A 20,257-nucleotide genomic window follows, 5' to 3' on the forward strand; every position below is an offset into this window, starting at 1 on the left:
GGGCCGCAGGTCCAGGTCGTCAACATCTATGGCCTGACCGAGATCAGCGACATCAATATTCTGGGTGTGCTGCGCGCCGACGATCTTGGCAAACCGGTTACGGTGGGCACGCCGTTGCAGAACAACCGGATCTACATCCTCGACCAGCACCAGCAGCCGCAGCCCATCGGGCTTGCGGGCGAGATCTGCATTGCGGGCGAGAGCGTCTCGCGGGGCTACCTGTTCCGCCCGGATCTCACGGCGGAGCGCTTCGTGCCGTGTCCGTTCGAGGACGGCGCGCTGATGGTGCGCACCGGCGACCTTGGCCGCTGGCTCCCCAACGGCACGGTCGAGATCCTGGGGCGGATTGACCATCAGGTGAAGATCCGAGGCTTCCGCATTGAGACGGGCGAGATCGAGGCGGTGCTGGCGCAACACCCAGGCATCGATGAGTGCGCTGTGGTAGCGCGCGAGGATGGGGCAGGCGATCAACGGCTGGTAGCATACATGGTAGAACAAGGGGACAAGGGAACAAGGGAGCCAAAGAACAAGGGAACTGGGCACGCGGAACTTGAAACGTGGAACTTGAAACTTCACGCCTACCTTGCCAGGCATCTGCCCGCCTACATGATCCCCGCCGCGTTCGTGGTGCTCGACGCGCTGCCGAAGACGCCCAGCGGCAAGCTCGACCGCAACGCGCTGCCTGCGCCGGGAGAGGATCGCCCGACCGTCGGCGATAGCCTTGTGGCACCGCGCACGCCGATTGAAGAGATCATCGCCGAGGTGTGGGCGGCGGTGCTCAAGGTGCGCCCGATCGGCGTCCACGACAACTTTTTCACGCTCGGCGGGCACTCGCTGCTGGCGACGCAGGCCATCACGCGCCTGCGCCAGATCTTCGATCGTGACATCCCGCTGCGGCTGCTGTTTGAGGCTCCCACGATCGCCGAGCTTGCGCCTCGGCTTGCGCAGGAGCAGATCGCCGACGCGCTGCCCTTACGGCGGGTGCCCCGCGACGGCACGCGGCTACCGCTGTCCTCGGCCCAGCAGCGCCTATGGTTCCTCGATCAGGTGCAGCCCAGCAGCACGCTCTACTCCATCCCGCTCGTCCTGCGCCTGTCCGGATCGCTTGACCACGCGGCGCTGGAGCGCAGCCTCAATGTGATCGTCGAGCGCCACGAGGTGCTACGTACTACGTTCGCGTACGATCCCGACGCCATGCTGGAGCCTTACCAGCAGATCAGGCCGCCCGGCCATGTTCCACTGCCGCTGGTGGCGCTGCCCGCGACGGCGGACGAGGAGTATATCCGCCAGGCCGTCCTGCGCGTCGTCCGGCAGCCGTTCGATTTTCAAAACGGGCCACTCCTGCGCGGCACCATCTTCCAGCGGCACCCCACCGAGCACATCCTGGCATTCGTGATCCATCACAGCATCTTCGATGGATGGTCACAAAGCGTGCTGCTGCGTGAGCTGACGAGCCTCTACCGGGGCTTCGTCGAAGGCGTGGAGGTCGTATTACCGCCGCTCCCCGTCCAATACGGCGATTACGCCATGTGGCAGCGGCAATGGCTTGCCGGGTGCCCTCAGGGCATAGCGCCGGGCGACATCCTCGGCAGGCAGCTCGGCTACTGGCAGCAGCAATTGGCGAATTGCCCGCCGCTGGACCTCCCCCTCGACCATCCGCGTCCGACAGCGCCGTCCGATCGGGGTGATGTCGTGGCCGTGCCTCTTGGGGCGGCGCTCTCGACCAGGCTCCGGCATCTGAGCCAGCGTCTTGGCAGCACGCTGTACATGACGCTGCTGGCGGCGTGGCAGACGCTGCTCTACCGCTACAGCGGGCAGACGGATATTGCCGTGGGCACGCCGATCGCCGGGCGGCTGCGGCCTGAGCTGGAAGGTTTGATCGGCTGCTTCGTCAATACGCTGGTGCTGCGATCCAGCCTGGCGGGCAATCCCCGCTTTGCCGAGGTCGTCGCGCGCGTGCGAGCGACCGCGCTAGAGGCATACGCGCACCAGGATCTGCCATTCGAGGTCGTGGTCGAGCACATCCAGCCTGAGCGTGACCTCGGTCGGACGCCGCTCTTTCAGGTCATGTTTACATTGCAGAACACGCCGCGCGCGGCAATCGAGCTGCCCGATCTGACGCTGGAGCCGCTGATGCTGGGGCCGCACACCGCCAAATTTGATCTGTCGCTGAGCCTGAGCGAGACGCCAGACGGTCTGCGAGGCGCGATCGAGTATCGCACGGATCTCTTCGAGGCAAGGACGATCGCACGGATGGCGGCGCACTACCAGATCCTGCTCAGCGCGATCACGAGCGATCCGGATCAGCCCATCGATCGGCTGCCCCTGCTGGCTGAGGCCGAGCGTCAGCGATTGCTCGCGCGGCGACCACGGGGAGCACCTACGCCTGTCTGCGTTCACCATCTGATCGCGGCTCAGACCGCTCGGACGCCGGATGCGCTGGCGGTGCAATACCAAGACCGGACGCTCACGTATCGCCAGCTCGATCAACGGGCCAATCAGATCGCGCACCACCTACAGTCGCTCGGTGTCCGTCCCGACGTGCGGGTTGGCGTGTGCCTCGATCGCGCGCCGGAGCTGATCGTCGCGCTCCTTGGCATCTTAAAGGCGGGCGGCGCCTACGTGCCGCTCGATCCGACCTACCCGCAGGAGCGCCTGTTCTTTATGGCGCAGGATGCGGGCATCGCCGTGCTGATCACCGACCAGGCGCTGCGGTCGTCGCTTCCCTGCTACGAGGGGCCGATCCTCTGGCTCGACCGCGATGCCGCGCTGATCGACCGGCAGCCGCTTGCTCTGCCGGACACGTCCGTCGCTCCCGATCACCTGATGTATGTGATCTACACCTCCGGCTCAACCGGCCAGCCAAAGGGCGTGCTGATCACCCACCGCGCGGTGGTGAGCTATCTCGCCGGAGTGCGCCACCGCTATACCGTATTGCCCAACGATCGCGTGCTGCTGTTCGCGTCGATCGGCTTTGATGCCAGCGTCGAGGAGCTCTTCGTCACGCTGACGACCGGCGCGACGGTGGTGCTGCGCACCGACGAGATGCTGGCTAGTCCGCAAGCCTTCATGGAGCACTGTCGGCAGTGGCAGATCACCGTGCTGAGCTTGCCGACGGCCTTCTGGCATGTGCTGGCAGACGCCAGCGCGACCGGCACGCTGGACGTGCCGCCATCCGTCCGCATGGTGATCATCGGCGGCGAGCAGGCCGCCCGCGATCATGTGCGTCGCTGGCAGGAGCAGCTTGGCGACAGGATCGCTCTGGTCAACGTCTATGGGCCGACCGAAACCACGGTTGCAGCGACCGCGTATGTCGTCCCGTCCGCGCTCCCCGCCGATCGTGTGGACATTCCGATCGGATTGCCGCTGGCACATGCACGCGCTTATATCCTGGATCGGCAGATCCAGCTCGTGCCGCCGGGCCTGCCTGGGGAGCTCTACATCGGCGGGGAAAGCCTGGCGCGTGGCTACCTGAACCGGCCCGACCTCACGGCGGAGCGGTTCATCCCCGATCCCTTCAGCGACGAGCACGCTCAGGATGCAGGCGCGCGGCTCTACAAAACCGGCGATCTGGTCCGCTACGGACGTGACGGGATGCTCGTCTTCCTCGGACGTGTCGACTCCCAGGTGAAGCTGCGCGGCTTCCGCATCGAGCTTAGCGAGATCGAGGTTACGCTGCGCCAGCATCCCGGCGTGCATGAGGCGGTGGTGCTGCTGCGCGAGGACCATCCTGGCGAGCAGCAGCTTGTGGCGTATGTCGTAGAACAAAGAGCAACGGAACACAGCGAGGACCACGCCTCTCCCGCGCCTGCACACGCCGAGCGGGAGCCGGGTGGTGAGGGCCTCACCTCGGAACTCCGCGAGTTCCTGGGGTCGCGCCTGCCAGCATACATGGTGCCGAGCGCTTTCGTGCTGCTGGATGCCCTGCCGCGCACGCCCACCGACAAAATCGACCGCCGCGCGCTGCCTGCGCCGACGGCGGCACCGATCGAGCGTCAGCCCGCGCTGGCGACACCTCACGATCAGTGGGAGCTGTGGCTATCACAGCTCTGGGCCGATCTGCTGCATCGTCCGGTCGTCGGTGTCACCGAGAACTTCTTTGCCCTGGGCGGACACTCCTTGCTGGCCGTTCGCCTGATGGCCCATGTCCAGCAGCGCATCGGTCGCGCGCTGCCGCTGGCCGCGCTGATCCAGGCTCCGACCATCCGGCAGCTCGCGGCCTATCTCCGCCGGGAGTCGCCCGCCGAGCCGTGGACGCCGATCGTGCCGCTGCGGCCACATGGCGATCGACCACCCTTGTTCTTGATCCACCCGATCGGCGGTACGGTCTTCTGCTACACGGCGCTGGTGTGCCACCTCGACGCCCGGCGGCAAGTCTATGGCCTCCAGGCGCGCGGCGTTGACGCCGGTCAAACACCGCACACGTCGATCCGGGCGATGGCCGCCGAGTATGTGGCGGCGATTCGCACGATCCAGCCGCACGGTCCCTACCTCCTGGGCGGCTGGTCGATGGGCGGCGTGGTGGCATTCGAGGTAGCGCAGCAGTTCCGCCAGCACGGCCAGCAGGTGGATCTGCTCGCACTGATCGATAGCGGGCCTCCCTCTGCCTCGCGCAGCATGCCCGACGATGCAACGCTGGTTGCCGCGTTCGCGCGGGATCTGGCGGCTGTCTACGGAAAGCGCCTGGTGATCAGCCGTGAGGAGCTGGCCGATCTGCCCGTCGAGCAGCGCCTGAGCTACGTTTTGATGCAGGCCCGTCGTCAGGCGAGTGTTCCGCCCGATATCACCGAGGAGCAGATCAGCCAGCTCGCCGCGACATTTCGCGCGCATCTAGTTGCCCTCCATACGTACGCGCCAGCGGCGCCTGCTGAGCGAGCCGCCTTGCTGGAGGCGCGGCCAGCCGACGCGCCGCAGCCGAGTCGTGCAGAACGCTGGCGTGCGTGGAGCCATCATCTTGAGGTCGTCCAGCATTCCGCCGACCACTATGGCCTGATGCATCCGCCGCACGTTCAAGCTGTTGCCGCGTGGCTGGAGCACCAGCTCATGCAGGCGATCCGGCCAGCATGATCGACGGGCTAACAGGAAGGCATGGCGTCGCCCGCAGCCGACTCGTCCGGTCATCCCGGTTGACAGGAGGCTGCAACGTATGTGATAGTACATGTCTCAAGCCACAGGCCGTTCGCGATCCTGGTGAGATACGCGCAGACGTTGGAGCGGGTCGCACGCATGGAACGAGGATTCAGGCGCTCGATACGTATGCGGAGGAACGATGCTCGACCCGACCTTTCAGACATGGCGCGACCTCTTTATTACCGATCTCACCGACAGTCGGCGGAGCCCGACCACGATCACGGCGCACGCCGCGACGATCACCGCGTTTCTCCACTGGCTGGCCGAGCAGCCCGATCCGCCGAGCGTACACGCGCTGCCTGCCGCTGTCTTCGAGCAGTATGTCGAGTATCTGCGGGATAGTCGCGTGTCGCTCCATACCACGCGGCGCATCGCGGCGGGCAAGCAGGTCGAGCTTCAGCCGCTGAAGACGACCACGATCCTGGCCTATATCGGCGTGCTCACGCGCTGGCTCCAATGGCTCAAGGATGAAGGCGAGCTGACGGCGCTCACCGACCGGCGGAATCGCCCGCTGACGCCGGCGCAGCTCGCCAAACGTCTGGAGCGACTGGTCGACCGGCCCCAGCCGCGCGCCGCGCCGCGCATGCCCGATCTCCGGCGGCTGCCCGCCTACTATGATCTACAACTTGCGGCGTTCGTGGAAGCGGATGCTCATCAGCGCGGCGACGATACCGCTCGCGCGCGGGTCTATCTCAACCTCCTGCGCAACCGCGCGCTGATCGCCGTCCTGTTCGCGTCTGGCGGTCGAATCAGCGAGGTCCTGAGCCTCACCACCACGGTGCAGCGCGCAGGGCGCATCGTGGATATGGCTCCGATCAGCGGAAAGGGCCGCAAGCGACGCTCGCTGCGCCTGGATGAAACCGCACGCGCGTGGATCGCCGAGTACCTTGAGGCGCGCGCGGCACGCTATCCGGTCGCGGAGGCGCTGTTCATCTCGCACGGCCCCAAAGCGAACGGCAAGCGACTCTCGGCGGTATCGGCCTGGCGCGTGGTGAAGGAGGCGGCGCACTGGCTGGCCGACGAGCGCGCGGCGGAAGGCGCCGCCGAGAAGGAGGTCGCGGCGATTCGCGCCGTATCGCCGCACGGCCTGCGCCATTTTCTGGCCCAGGCGTTGCTCGATGCCGATGCCGAGTACAAAGACATCGCGGAGCTGCTCGGCCACAGCTCGACGGTGGTCACGGAGCAGGTCTATGCCCGCCCGGATGAGCAGCGCACGCACGAGCTGGTCGACACGTTAGCGCCGCGTCCGCTGCTGGGAGCGCGCAAGCGAAAGGCGTGAGAGGCAGCGGACGTGCATGTCGACTCGCGCCGGGGGCTGATCCGAGCCAATCAGGAACCGCCCTTTTCGGCGGCGACGATCGGACCTTCTTCGCGTGCGCGATGCGCTTACCGGCTGCCTGCGCCTGACTCGTCGTGGGCCATCGAGCGCTGCGCGCACGCCAGCACCGCGTCGACGATCCCCTGATAGCCCGTACAGCGGCACAGGTGCCCGGCCAGCGCCCGACGAATCTCTGCTTCTGTCGGGTGCGGGTTGGTGTCCAGAAAGCTGCTCATCTGGACCACGATGCCTGGCGTACAGAAGCCGCACTGCAATCCATGATGCGCGCGCAGCGCGCGCATCAGCGGTGTGAGCCGCCCATCCGGCGCAAGCCCCTCGATGGTTGTGATCGTCTGACCATCGGCCTGCACGGCCAGCATGAGGCAGGAGCGAACGGCCTCTCCGTTCAGCAGCACGGTACACGCGCCGCAGATCCCTTGCTCACAGCCCAGGTGGGTTCCAGTCAATTCGAGATCCTCACGCAAACAGTCCGCAAGGGTCAGTCGCGGCTCAACCGACCGGGCATACGTCACGCCGTTCACGGTCAGCGTGATCGGGTGTTGATCGGGCATGGCTCACCTCCCTCAGTGACCGGCCTGGCGCAAAAGCTCCCGAATCCGAGGCGGGGTAAACGGCTGTTCGGTCACGCGCACGCCGAATGGAGCCAGCGCATCGGCAATCGCATTCATCACAGCAGGCACGGCCCCAAGCACGCCGCCTTCGCCCATTGGCTTCACCCCGTAGGGCGTCAGGGGCGAGGGAGTCACGATGTGCTCGATGCGCACCGCTGGCACGTCCGCTGCCGTGGGAAGCAGATAATCGGCGAGCGTCATCGCGAGCGGATGACCATCATGATCATACGCCAGGCGCTCGTATAAGACGCCGCCAATGCCCTGCACGGTCGCCCCCAGGATCTGCCCGTCGACGACCATCGGGTTGAGCATCGTGCCACAATCTTCGACCACGACATACCGGTCGATGCGTACCTGCCCGGTCGCAACATCCACCTCGACCACGCAGGCATGAGTCGCGTTGGAGAACGATGCAAAGGGTGGATCGTAGCGACCGATCGTTTCCAGGCCTGGCGTTTCTCCTTCCGGCAATCCGGCGAGGTGGAAATGCGCCGTATGCGCAATGTCCTTCAGCGTCACCTCGCGATCGGGCACGCCTTTCACCCCGACGCGCCCGCCACCACGTAGCTCCATGTCCTCAGGAGCCGCTTCCAGAAGATGAGCGGCGATGCGCAGGATCTTTTCGCGGATCGTACGGCTGGCGTGCGATGTCGCTCCGCTGCCGACGACGGCGCTGCGGCTGGATTGTGTCCCAGCGCCATACGGATCGCGCGCGGTATCTCCATACAGGATCGTCACGTCGGCCATATCAACGCCCAGCTCTTCAGCGACGACCTGAGCCAGGGTGGTATCCAATCCCTGGCCGTGGTTTAAGAGGCCGACCATCACCGTCACCTGACCGGTTGGCTCGACGCGCACCGTCGCGCTATCCCAGCCTGAGATCTCGCTCCCCATGCTGTGGTATACCTGATTGCTGAACGCGCCCGGCTCGATATACGTCGCGATGCCTAAGCCGAGATACCGACTCTGCTGGCGGGCCTGCGCCTGCTCGTGGCGAAACTGCGGGTAATCGATCAGGTCAAGGGCTTTTTCAAAGGCCTCGTCGATCGAAAGGAAGATCAGCGGAAAGCCCATCGTCGTCATGTAGGGCTGGTCCTCACGGCGAACGATATTTTTGCGCCGCACGTCGACCGAGTCCAGCCCTAGTTCGTGGGCGATCACCTCGATGATCCCCTCGCTGACCACGCTGTAGATATTGGGCGGGGCGCGGAACGGCCCAACCGGGCATTTGTTGGTCGCGACGGTGTACGCTTCAAAGCCATAGCTCGCAATGTTCCAGTGACCGGGGATATAGCTGGCGCCCAGATACGTGAACATCTGGGCGGGCAGCGGAATGGCAGGGTAGGCACCGGCATCGGTGAAGAGCCGCGACCGCATGCCCAGGATCGTACCGTCCGACCTGACCGCCGCCTCGATGTAGCACGTCTCTTCGCGCGCGTGGTGGCCCGCGCTGAGATTTTCAATGCGGTCTTCAATCCATTTCACGGGACGACCAAGCTCGCGAGCGATGAGACACAAGACCACATCTTCACGCTGTAAGATCGACTTTTGCCCGAAGCCGCCGCCGACATCCGGTGTGATCACGCGCAGCTTGTGCGCCGGGAGGCCAAGCAGCGCGGCGAGCATATCGCGCAGCTTATGCGGCGCCTGGGTCGAGGCATAATACAGCATGGCCTGCCGGGCAACATCCCAGTCGGCAATGCCGCCGCGTGTTTCGAGGGGCACATGCGTTTGACGATGCTGACGAAACACCGCCGACACGATCGTGTCGGCGGTCGCAAAGGCACCGGCGACATCGCCCATCTCTTGAGCGTACTGCGCGAGAATGTTGTCGCCGAGATCTTCGTCGACCAGGGGAGCACCAGCCGCAATCGCCTGTTCGGCGTCGATCACGACGGGCAGCCGCTCGTAATCGACCTCGATCAGGTCGAGCGCATCCTCGGCCACGTAGCGGCTGCTCGCGACGACAACCGCGATCGGATCGCCGACAAAGCGCACTTTGTCTACAGCCAGCGGGTAGCTCCGCGTCGTCTTTGTCACCGGCGGGTTGCCGACGATCATCATCGGCCGGGCCAGCTTACCGACGAGCATCTCGCCGGTGTACACGCCAAAGACGCCGGGCAGGGCTCGTGCCCGCGTGGTATCAATCCGCGTGAGACGCGCGTGGGCGTGGGGGCTGCGTAAGAACGCCACATGCGCCATGCGCGGCAGCTTGATGTCGGCAATGTACTGCCCCCGCCCAAGCAAAAAGCGTGGGTCTTCGACGCGCTGGACGCGGCGGCCAATGAAGCGGGGATCGGATTGCCCGGCTGTCGTCATCTCGATGCTCCGTATCAGTCTACCGTTGAATCCGTTGTCCGGCGCTGGTGTCAGGGACGAGGAGGCATCCCGGAGCCGCGACGCGCTCGCTGCGCTGCCTCGGTGAGCGCACGACCAGCCAGCACCGCCGCAACCTCTCGCCGGTAGGCCGCCGAGGCATGCATATCGCTCGGCGGGTCAAGCAGGGACGGAAGATCCGCCACGGCTGCGCGAATCGTCTGTGCATCCGGTCGCAGATCGATCAATCGCTGCTCGATCTGCGTCGCTCGTACGGCGGTATCTCCGACACCAAAGAGTCCCAGCCGCACATCCGAGCAGCAGCCGGACGCATCCAACGTCACTACGGCAATCACCCCAACGAGCGCCAGATCGTGCTGCCGAGGTGCGACCTCTTGAACCGACCAGCCCGTCTGATCTGGGAGATACGGCAGGCGAATTTCGGTCAAGATGTCCGTGGGTTGAAGCGCAGTGGTACACGCGGCGACGAAAAATGCATCGGGATCGAGCTGGCGCGTGCGACCATCCGCTCCCATGACAACGAACTGCGCGTCGACGACCTTCGCCAGGGCTGGAAGCTCTGCCGCCGGGTGCCCAAGTGCTACGCTCCCGCCGATCGTTCCACGATTGCGAATCGGAATATGTCCAACCCAGGACAACGTTTCCGCGAGCAGGGGCAAATGTTCGCGGACAGCCGGACTCTGCTCTGCGCTTCGCTGGCGGGTCATAGCGCCGATGCGAAGGCTCTGCTGGGCGGCCTGGATGTAGGCCAGCTCCGTGACGTGGTTCAGATCGATGATCACCGTGGGGCGTACCAGGCGGGCATTCATCAGCGGCATCAGGCTTTGCCCGCCTGCCATAAGCCTGGCCTCCGACCCATATTCTCTAACCAGCGCAAGCGATTCTTGGAGATTTGCTGGTGCGTAATACTCGAATGCCGACGGCTTCATGCGCGATCTCCTCACATGCACCGGTGAGACGGAACAGGACCACGGCAAGGCACCTGATGTGCGCAGCTACATTCTAGCACAGCGAGACACCATCAATCCAGCCGCGTGTGTACCAACGAGCCTGTACAGGCGCCGTCGCCCGGCGTCCGCGCCGCACGTGTGGGAGTAGGGCCATGCGCCGCCGGGCTTCACCCGCCTTAAGCCGTTGCCTCTTCTGCCGTCGCCGACAGCTCGTGCAGCAGCTTCCCGATCAAGACCTCGCGCTCCTGAAGCTGTGCCCGAAAGCTGCGCGTATCGGTCGCACGAATCTCGCTCCGGAGATCCGTGAGATACGTGGTGAGCACCAGGCGGAGCTGCGCTGCTTCTTCTGGGGTCAGCGTGAGCGTTACCATCTCTGCACCTCCTCGTCGTTAACGAGATCAGCATATCGTAGGCCGCGGGCTGTCGTCGTTCATCACGCGCAGCGATCAGACCGGCAACGCTGGCGATCCGTCTTCCTCTGGACCGAGCTCGCGGGTTTCGGCACACGTAGCTTCATCGACCAACGCCAACGCCGCAGGGCTGGCATATAAGCGCGCTGGCGATCCATTGCACGTGCCGGGGCTGAAGTCTGGTCGCTGAGCTTCTCTCCCACACCTGCCAGGTCGATGTTTGGTATGATAGTCCAACACTCGCGACGATCCGCCCATGACGATGAAGGCGTGCATCCTGACCACAACGCACGCCTCCATCCGATGGGTACGGTTCCACTCAGGAAGGAGGCGGCGGCTTCGCCCGGAGGGCGCCCGCTACCGCATGGGGCTGGGATTTCCACCGCCGATGTTGTATGAAGAAGCTGAACCTGGACATGCCCGCGACGCGACGCGATCCGGAGAGCGGCTATACGCTGCACGGTCGGCGGTTCGACGATCCGTACGCCTGGCTGGAGCGGCTCGACGACGCAGAAACGCAGGCATGGATCGCCGCGCAGGAAGCCGTCACGCACGCTGTGCTACGCACGGTGCCGGGACGCGACTGGCTGCGGGCAGCGGTCGCTCGCTCGGCGCGTCAGGCGCGGCTGTCGCCGCCGATCCGCAGCGGGCCGCACGGACGCGAGTTCCTCTGGCAGGCGGATGCCAGCGACGAGAAGCTGAAGCTCATGCTGCGGCGCGCCCCTGCGGCACCGCTTGAGACGGTGCTCGACCCCAACACCTGGGCGAGCGACAAGGCGCTGGTGTTCGCCGTGCCGTCTCCCGACGGCGCGCTGGTCGCGTTCGGGAAGTCCGTCGGCAGCACCCACGACGCGGTGATTCAGGTGCTCGATGTCGAGACGGGGCGGCTGCTGCGCGACCGGCCACGCGGTACGAGCCACACGTCGCTGACGTGGCGGCCCGACGCATCGGGGTTTTTCTATGCGGCGTGTCCCGATCCCGGCGAGGTGCCTCCGGGCGACGAGGCCCACTGGAACGCGATCTACGAGCACCGGCTCGGTTCGGACGCGCCAGCTCGCCGGATCTTCGGCGACGACCGTGTGAAGGAGTACTGGTGCTCCGTCAGCATCAGCGAGTGCGGACGCTTCGCCGTGCTGTACATGTGGGACTTCGTACACGCCAACGTCGTCTATCTGCTGCGCCTCGCCGACGACACGCTGGTGCCCGTGGCTCCCGCGATGCGCTCGATCAATCAGGTGCAGGTGATCGGCGAGTCGCTGCTCATCCATACCGACCTTGACGCGCCGCGTGGCCGTGCCTGCGTCGCGTCGCTCGCGGCACCGACGGAGTGGCGGACGCTCATTCCCGAAAGCGCGGACACGCTTCAGACAGTTGTCGGCGTCGGCGGGCGGCTCTACGCGGTCTACTCACATGCGGCGGCGCACCGTGTGCGCATCCACGCCGAGGACGGCGTCTATCTCCGCGACCTTGAGCTGCCGATGCTCGGCTCAGTGAATCGCAACGATGGATCAGGCATCATCAGCGGCGTTAGCGGCGCCTGGGGCGGCGATGACGTGTGGGTGAGCTTCGAGTCGTACGTGCAGCCACGCTCCGTGTATCGGTATGACTACGCCGCGAATCGCCTCTCACCATACGACGTGCCTGACGTTGGGATCGACCCAGCCGCGTACGTGACGAGCCAGGTCTGGTACGAGTCGCTCGACGGGACGCCCGTATCAATGTTCATCATCCACCGCAACGACCTGCCGCGCGACGGGTGCCAGCCCGTGCGTCTGAGCGGCTATGGAGGCTTCAACATCTCCGTTGAGCCGCGCTTTTCGGCGCTCAACGCCGCCTGGCTGAAGCTCGGCGGCGTACTGGCCTTCGCCAACGTGCGCGGCGGCGGCGAATACGGTCGCGCCTGGCACGAGGCGGCACGCGCCACACGGCGGCAGAACGCCTTCGACGATTATATCGCCGCAGCGCGCTGGCTCGTCGCGGCGGGCTACACAACGGCCTCCAGGCTCGCCTCGCGCGGCAACAGCAACGGCGGTCTGCTTGTCGCCGTCACCGCCATGCAAGCGCCCGAAGCCTTCGGAGCCGTGTTGTGCCGCGCGCCCACCCTCGATATGCTGCGCTTTCCACGATTCGGCCACATGAGCTCGGCGATCGTCGAATACGGCTCGCCCGACGATCCCGTCGAGGGCAGGTATCTCGCCGACTACTCGCCGTATCACAACGTGCGAGCCGATCGCCGCTATCCCGTGATGATGTTCGTGTCGGCGTTGAACGACCGCGTCGCGCCGCCCTACGATCCGCTCAAGATGGTTGCCAGGCTCCAGGCCGACGCCAAGCAGGGCGGACCCTATCTCCTGCTGCCGCTCCGAGACACAGGGCACGGCGGCGGCACCTCGCTGACGGCGCTCATCGAGCAGGACGTCGACGAGCTGAGCTTTTACTGCTTGGCGCTCGATGTCGCGCCACCCGCGCCGGACGAGGCCAGCCGCGCACCGTCGGCGGACGCGCAGTGAGCCAGGGAGCGCGGCGGCAGCGCTGTCGACAGACGGAACCGTCGCGCTCAAGCCACGGCTCCGTGTGCTGGCTGTGGACAGCCCGATCTCGCTGATGTTAACGGTGAGATCGGGCTGCGGTCATGACGCCTGTGGCGTCGGTCCTCCGGGCACAGCCGCACGACCGCGTGCTCTCGCCGTGCGTATTATGACAAGCTATGACCGCGTGTGCTCGCTCAAGCTTCTTTCGGATTCTCGCTCTCATCTCATAGGCTGCCAGGCAACGGGTCGTGGCCGTGATTCGGGTACGCTGCCTCTTCGCACCCAAACCGCCTCCGCCCCTCGTGTCCGCCGACGCGAGCCGTGAAACCACCATCCCGCGCGCATCTTCCCCTTCCGCGTGCGCAGATGTCGTCCGGCGTGACAGGCTGATGCCGGAAAGAAGTATAGGCGTCCTCGCACGCCGTGGATTGGCTCGGCCACGCCGCTCCCCGAAACCGGCGTGCCGTCACGGAAGCGCATCCACGGCATTCTGATGCCGTAGACAGGCGAGCCATGAGGCCCGACGCCTCGGATGCGCCATGTCGTTTTTTCGCAAGTCGCTTGATTCCGGCCCTGCGCCGACAGCGACGCGCTGCCCGTGAACTTGTGCAGATCGTACAAATCAGAAGCGGGTACATTTATATCGTCTGGCTATTGCCAACCAGCCGTCGACGCCGTAGGCTACTCCCACAACTCGTTGACGGACCCCTGATGGACGATCCTCGGCACTGCCTCGCGCGAGACGCCATCACTTCCCCTTGCGGATGCATGACGCATCCGTGCGCTTTCGTCAATCATCGGAACCAGCCTGCTACGACAGCTTCTGCTACGACAGCCTCTGCTATGACAGCCGAACGCACCGCTGCTGCTCCACATCGTCGGTACTACGCACTGCCGCACTGATCGCTGCGCGCCAGACGCGCCGCTGCATGATGTCAGCGCTCCGCGTCGGTTCCGCGCCGCTGCTATGGGCACGACATCAGAGGAGGTTTGTGATGGGAGTATTTGTCAGCGAGGGCGTCCCACGGCTGCTTCAAGCGATCGTCACGTTTGAAGGGCGCGGGCTGCGCGTGCCGCAGGCGCTCGATCTGCGCTACACGGTGCCGACCGGCAAGACATCGGGCATGTTCTATTTTCGGGGCGGCAGCACCGTCAGCGGCATGGTCAATGTCGCCGTGCTGCGCGACGGCCAGCCGATGCGCTACTTTCCGATCGCCGCCGATAGCACCGTCCACGTATCGCTGGCAATCGTCGAGGACCTGCCCGCTGGCACGCGGATCGAGATCTGCGCAGCCGGTGAGGGATCAGGCCTGTTGATCCTCGACATCGGCTTTCTCGAAGTCTAGCGGAGCGATGAGCGTGGCGCGTTTTCACAACATCGAGCATCAGGTCGTCGTCGAGACGCTGACGCACGCGAACGGCCTGGCCGTCGAGCGGGTGCGACGCTTCGACCACACCACCGCGCTGCCGACGTACGAGCGCTGGTCAGGCTGGGCATTTCGGATCATGCTCGGCGGGACACGTTATGTCGAGCATGACGCCCAGGTGTACACGCTTGCGCCCAGCTCGATCCTCTGGCAGAGCCCACTTGATCATCCCGTGCGGCTGCGCGCGCTGCCTGGCACGAGCGCCGACCACCTCGTGGTGCGATGGAGCGACCGGGGCTGGCGGCGCTGGCTCTCGATGCAGCCCGGCTTCGCGCAGCGCCACGAGACGCTGATGATGCGCCGCCCGGTCGTGGCGCTTGGCGTCGCGCCGCCGCAAGTGCTGCTCGTCATCCGCGATCTGCTGGCGCTCAACGAGGCGCTCCGACCGTCGGCATACGCGATGCAGCAGCACGCCGCCCTGCTGCTGCATCTGCTCGGCGGCCTCCACTTCGACCGGCACCCGCACGCCGCACCGCCTGAGCAGCGCCGACGGGTCGAGGCGGCCCAGGCGTACCTGGCGCGCGACCTGTCGCAGCCGCCGAGCCTGATCGAGCTGGCGTCCGCGCTCAACGTGAGTCCGCGCCAGCTTCAACGCGATTTTGTCACCTGCACCGGCCTCACACCGCGACGCTATCTCAACATTATGCGGCTCAGCGAGGCCAACGCGCTGCTGTCCGAAACCAACCTGCCGATCGCGACGATCGCGGCACGGCTTGGCTATGTCAGCCAGACCCATTTCAGCACTGCATTTCGCCAGGTGTACCAGTGCAGCCCGCGCCAGCTTCGCGCGGCAATGCATGGACAGGTTGGCGAAGAAGCGGACGAATAGACATGACCTGGAGGAGGAACCCGTGATGAGTCAGACACCGATCGAACAGATAAAGGCGGCCAAAGACGGCCTCGCGGTCTTGCCCGACATCTACCGCTATGCCCGCGAAGGCTTCGCCGCGATTCCGGCAGACGATCTGGAGCGCATGAAGTGGTACGGCCTGTTCCATCGCAAGCAGACGCCCGGCTACTTTATGATGCGCCTTCGCCTGCCAAACGGCATCGTCTCCAGCGCGCAGCTACGGACCCTGGCCGGTATCGCCCGCGATGTTGGACGCGGCAGCATCGATCTGACGACGCGCCAGAACGTGCAGCTCCGCTGGATCGAGATCGAGCATGTGCCGGAGATCTTTGAGCGGCTGCACCAGGCTGGCATCAGCGCGCAGCAGACGGGCCTGGATAACTACCGCAACGTGATGGGCTGTCCGCTGGCGGGGCTGCATGAGGCTGAGGTCTTCGACGCCGCGCCGATCGCCCGCGCCGTCTCGCTCGCGCTGCTGGGACGCGAGTTCAGCAATCTTCCGCGCAAGTTCAACATGTCGATCAGCGGTTGCCGCCACGACTGTGCGCACAGCCGCTCCAACGACATCGGCCTGACGCCTGCGGTCACGCACCGCAGCGGCTTTGAGGTGCGCGGCTTCAACATCAGTCTGGGCGGCGCGCTCGGCGGCACCTGGCCGCAGCTCGGCCAGCCCATCGATGTGTTTCTGCGTCCCGAACAGGCGCTGCCGTTCTGCCGCGCCGTGCTGAGCGTGTTCCGCGATCACGGCAGCCGCGAAAAGCGAACCGAGGCGCGGCTCAAGTGGCTGATCCACGAGTGGGGCAAGGAGCGCTTCCTCGCCGAGGTCGGGCGTGCGTTTGGGCAGCCGTTCGAGCCTGCGGGCGAGTCGCTGCTGATCGAGCACAACGGCGATCATATCGGCGTGCAGCCACAGCGCGACCCCGGCTTCTTCGCCGTGGGATTGCTGGTGCCGGTGGGCCGTACCAACGCCGAGCAGATCGACGAGCTGGCCGATCTTGCCGAGATGTACGGCACCGGCGAGGTCCGGCTCACCGCCGATCAGAACGTGATCATCCCCCATGTGCATGAGTCGATCCTGGAGCGTCTGCTGCAAGAGCCGCTGCTGACCGCCTGGCTGGTCGATCCGCCCGGCGCGCTGCGCGGCCTGTCGAGCTGCACCGGCAAGGACTTTTGCCATTTCGCGCTCAACGATACCAAGGGCCTGGCGCTCCAGATCGCGCAAGAGCTGGCGGCGCTCTGCCCTGGCCGCGAGCGTATCGACATCAAGGTTTCAGGCTGCGTCCATGCGTGCGGACAGCATCACATCGGGCAGATCGGCTTGCAGGCGCAGCGCATCCGCCAGGAAGACGGCACGATCGTCGACGGCTTCGATCTCTTCGTCGGCGGTGGTCACGATCGCCTGGCCGAGCTGCACGAGCGCAAGGTTCCCGCCGATCAGGTGGCCCGGCGCATCGCCGAGGAGCTGGCACAGATGGAACCGGATGAGCTGGCGCTGGTCGCCGAGGTGTGAGGCTATGACCGAAGCAACCGAAACGCTGGTGCGCTCGCAATGTCCCTACTGCGGCGTGGGCTGCGGCATTCAGCTTACCGTCCGCGATCGGCAGATCGTGCGCGTGCAGGGCGATCCGCGCCATCCGGCGAACGCGGGCAAGCTCTGCATCAAGGGCGCGACCCTGGATCAGGTGCTCGACACGCCCAATCGCCTGCTGCAGGCGCTGCATCGTCCGGCGCGGTGGGACGATCTCGCGCCGCTCCCGCTCGATCACGCCCTGGATGCTGCGGCAGACGGGCTGCGCCGGATGCTGGCGGAGCACGGGCCGAGCGCCGTCGCCTTCTACGTGTCGGGCCAGCTCACCACCGAGACGACCTACCTGATCAACAAGTTCTGTAAGGGGCTGCTCGGCACCAACACGATCGATGCCAACTCGCGGCTATGCATGGCGAGCGCTGTCGCCGGATACACGCTGGCGTTCGGCAGCGACGGCCCGCCCTGCTCGTATGCCGACATCGAGGCGGCAGATGCGTTCTTCATCTGGGGCAGCAACACCGCCGAGTGCCATCCGATCGTCTACCGCCGCGTCGAGAAGCAGGTCCGGCAGCACGGCGCGAAGCTCGTGGTGGTCGATCCCCGCTGTACCGCGACGGCCAGGTATGCCGATCTGCACCTGCCGATCCAGCCCGGCGGCGATACCGCCCTGCTGAATGGGCTGCTGCACATCCTGATCCGCGATGGCGCATACGATCCGGACTTCATCGGGCAGCATACCGAGGGCTGGGAGGCGGTCGTCGCCGCAGCGCAGGATTGGACGCCTGAGGCGACGGCGCAGGCAACCGGCTTGCAAGCCGAGCAGATCGAGTACGCGGCAGCGCTCTTTGCCCAGAGCGAGCGGACGCTGAGCCTGTGGAGCATGGGCGTCAACCAGAGCCGCAACGGCGTCGCCAAGGTCACGGGCATCATCAATCTCCACCTCGCCACGGGCAAGATCGGCCTGCCCGGCAGCGGCCCGTTTTCGCTCACGGGCCAGCCGAATGCGATGGGTGGCCGTGAGACGGGCTACCTCGCGCATCAGCTGCCTGGCTACCGGCAGATCGCGAATCCGCAGCATCGCGCCGAGATCGAAGCGTTCTGGGATCTGCCGCCCGGCGCGATCGATCCACAGCCGGGACCGCCCGCGATCGAGATGTTCCAGCGCCTCGCCGACGGGACGATCAAGGCCATCTGGATCATCGGCACCAATCCCCTGGCGTCGCTGCCGCATAGCGCGATGGTCGAGCGGGCGCTGAGTCGTGCGGATCTGGTGATCGTGCAGGAGGCCTATGCCACGAGCGCGACGCTGCGCTACGCCGATATTGTCCTGCCGGCGGCGCAGTGGGCCGAGCAAGACGGCACGTTTACCGCGTCGGATCGGCATGTGACGCTGCTGAACAAAGCGATCGACCCGCCTGGCGAGGCGCGTCCCGACTGGCAGCTCGTGCAGGCCGTGGCACATCGCCTGGGCTACGGCGATCGGCTTGCCTACCCGGATGCCGCCGCGATCTTTGACGAGTTCCGGCAGATCGCCCACGGCGACTCGCCGCTCGACCTGCGTGGCGTCAGCCATGCGCGGCTGCGCGCGGGTCCGCTCCAGTGGCCGTGCCCCGACGACGATCATCCGGGGACGCCCCGGCTGTACGGCGATGGCCGCTTCGCGACGCCGAGCGGACGGGCGCGCTTTCATCCTGCCAGCTTTGTGCCGCCCGCCGAGCAGCCCGACATCGAGCATCCCTTCTGGCTCACGACCGGTCGCGTGCTGGAGCAGTGGCATACGCGCACCCGCACCAGCCAGGTGCCGAAGCTTAACCACAAGGCAGCGCACAGCTACGTGGAGATCCACCCGGTGGATGCGCTCGCGCTCGGCCTCGGCGATGGCGATCGCGTGACGCTGGTCGGGCGGCGCGGCGACTGTACGAGCATCCTCCGCATCAGCGATCAGATCGCGCCGGGCACGCTCTTCATGCCGATCCACTGGGAGGACGCCAATCCCAACCGGCTGACGAATCCGGCGATCGATCCCCGCAGCAAGCAGCCGGAGCTGAAGGCCTGCTCGGTTCAGCTTCTGCCGGTTGCAGAACTACCGACGCTCGCGCCGCAGCGGGAGCGGGTACGGGTCGCGGCGAGCGATAGGGCCGGGCTTCACGGCGTACGTGCGCCACACAAGGAGGAACGATGACCAGCTTACAGGGAGCGGTAGTCGCGCTGCTCGAAGCGCGCATGAGCAGCGAGCTTGCCAGCCTTGTCCTGCGGCACGGCGGCGAGCCGCTGTGCGTACCGGCGGTGCGGGAGTCAGGGCGATCCTGTACCGCCGAGGTGAGTCGGCTGATCGACGGTGTCAGCGCTGGCACCTACACCATGCTGATCTGCGCGACGGGCGTCGGCGTGGAGACGCTGATGCAGGAGGCCGCACAGATCGGGCGCTACGCCGAGCTCATCCACAGCCTGGCGCAGATCACGCTGGTCTGTCGCGGCCCCAAGCCCGTGGCGGCGCTCAAGCGCCACGGCCTGCGCGCCTCGATCACGGCGACGGCACCCTACACCACGACGGAGCTGCTGGCGGCGCTGGAGCCGCTGCCGCTGAGCGGGACCGGCATCGCGCTGCTGCATTACGGCGAGCGCAACGCGCCGCTCGCCCAGGCAATGGAGGCCCGCGGCGCGCATCTGACCGAGCTGTGCCTGTATGAGTGGCAGCTTCCGGAGGTGCAAACGCCGCTGCGCGACCTGATCGACGCGCTGATCGGCAGCCGCATCGATGCAATCGCCTTTACCAGCCAGGTGCAACTGCGCCATCTGTTGCAGGTCGCGGCTGAGATGGGGAATGCCAATGCGCTGATCGACGCGCTGCATGACAAAACGATCGTTGCTGCGGTGGGGCCGACGTGCGCTGCGGCGCTGCGTCAGGCCGGGATCGCGCCCCGCGTGGTGCCCGAACACCCCAAAATGGGGCAGATGATCGCCGCGCTGGCCGCCTATATCACGCATGAGATCGAGCATGGCCGTCGTCGAGCGCCGGACGTGCTCGAACAGAGCGCCTAGCGCTGCGGCTACGTCCGGCATCGAACGCCGATCCGCAGACCGATCGGCCGCTCGACGCATATCCGACCGGATGACCAATCATGGGGATGAAGGAGCAACACT

At 65.9% G+C, this 20,257-nt stretch carries 12 protein-coding genes; 8 read left to right on the forward strand and 4 right to left on the reverse strand.

What is annotated here, in order from left to right; genetic code table 11:
- Window positions 1-5,067, forward strand: a 5,067-nt coding sequence (locus tag VFZ66_02575) for an amino acid adenylation domain-containing protein (GenBank protein ID HEX6288042.1), incomplete at its 5' end; no start/stop codon positions are given.
- Between the two features lie 202 nt (window positions 5,068-5,269).
- Window positions 5,270-6,409, forward strand: a complete 1,140-nt coding sequence (locus VFZ66_02580) for a tyrosine-type recombinase/integrase (protein ID HEX6288043.1) — start codon at window positions 5,270-5,272, stop codon at window positions 6,407-6,409.
- Window positions 6,410-6,516: 107 nt separating this feature from the next.
- On the opposite strand, the gene VFZ66_02585 is transcribed toward VFZ66_02580, so the two are convergent.
- The 4 genes from VFZ66_02585 to VFZ66_02600 form a co-directional block, all read right to left on the reverse strand.
- Window positions 6,517-7,020, reverse strand: coding sequence for a (2Fe-2S)-binding protein (locus VFZ66_02585; protein HEX6288044.1), 504 nt, complete (start codon window positions 7,018-7,020; stop codon window positions 6,517-6,519).
- A 12-nt stretch (window positions 7,021-7,032) separates the two neighbouring features.
- A complete protein-coding gene (locus tag VFZ66_02590; GenBank protein HEX6288045.1) occupies window positions 7,033-9,399 on the reverse strand; it encodes a molybdopterin cofactor-binding domain-containing protein in 2,367 nt (788 codons plus the stop codon).
- Window positions 9,400-9,449: 50 nt separating this feature from the next.
- Complete coding sequence (locus tag VFZ66_02595; GenBank protein ID HEX6288046.1) at window positions 9,450-10,346, reverse strand: xanthine dehydrogenase family protein subunit M; 897 nt, start codon at window positions 10,344-10,346, stop codon at window positions 9,450-9,452.
- A 197-nt stretch (window positions 10,347-10,543) separates the two neighbouring features.
- Window positions 10,544-10,738 (reverse strand): hypothetical protein, encoded by a 195-nt coding sequence (locus VFZ66_02600; protein HEX6288047.1) that lies wholly within the window; start codon window positions 10,736-10,738, stop codon window positions 10,544-10,546.
- A 434-nt stretch (window positions 10,739-11,172) separates the two neighbouring features.
- Here VFZ66_02600 and VFZ66_02605 point away from each other — a divergent pair, with 434 nt between their 5' ends.
- From VFZ66_02605 to VFZ66_02630, 6 genes are all read left to right on the forward strand, one after another.
- Window positions 11,173-13,287: a prolyl oligopeptidase family serine peptidase gene (locus tag VFZ66_02605; protein HEX6288048.1), complete on the forward strand. Its 2,115-nt coding sequence runs from the start codon at window positions 11,173-11,175 to the stop codon at window positions 13,285-13,287.
- Window positions 13,288-14,303: 1,016 nt separating this feature from the next.
- Window positions 14,304-14,654, forward strand: a complete 351-nt coding sequence (locus VFZ66_02610; protein ID HEX6288049.1) for a hypothetical protein — start codon at window positions 14,304-14,306, stop codon at window positions 14,652-14,654.
- A gap of 13 nt (window positions 14,655-14,667) precedes the next feature.
- Entirely contained in the window at window positions 14,668-15,564 is an 897-nt protein-coding gene (locus VFZ66_02615; GenBank protein ID HEX6288050.1) for an AraC family transcriptional regulator, read from the forward strand.
- A 25-nt stretch (window positions 15,565-15,589) separates the two neighbouring features.
- Window positions 15,590-17,095 (forward strand): hypothetical protein, encoded by a 1,506-nt coding sequence (locus VFZ66_02620; GenBank protein ID HEX6288051.1) that lies wholly within the window; start codon window positions 15,590-15,592, stop codon window positions 17,093-17,095.
- Between the two features lie 4 nt (window positions 17,096-17,099).
- Entirely contained in the window at window positions 17,100-19,295 is a 2,196-nt protein-coding gene (locus VFZ66_02625; protein HEX6288052.1) for a nitrate reductase, read from the forward strand.
- Window positions 19,292-20,155, forward strand: coding sequence for a uroporphyrinogen-III synthase (locus VFZ66_02630; GenBank protein HEX6288053.1), 864 nt, complete (start codon window positions 19,292-19,294; stop codon window positions 20,153-20,155). The genes VFZ66_02625 and VFZ66_02630 overlap by 4 nt, the downstream gene beginning before the upstream one ends.
- Window positions 20,156-20,257: the final 102 nt, after the last annotated feature.

It is taken from the genome of Herpetosiphonaceae bacterium (assembly GCA_036374795.1).
GTDB lineage: Bacteria > Chloroflexota > Chloroflexia > Chloroflexales > Kallotenuaceae > LB3-1.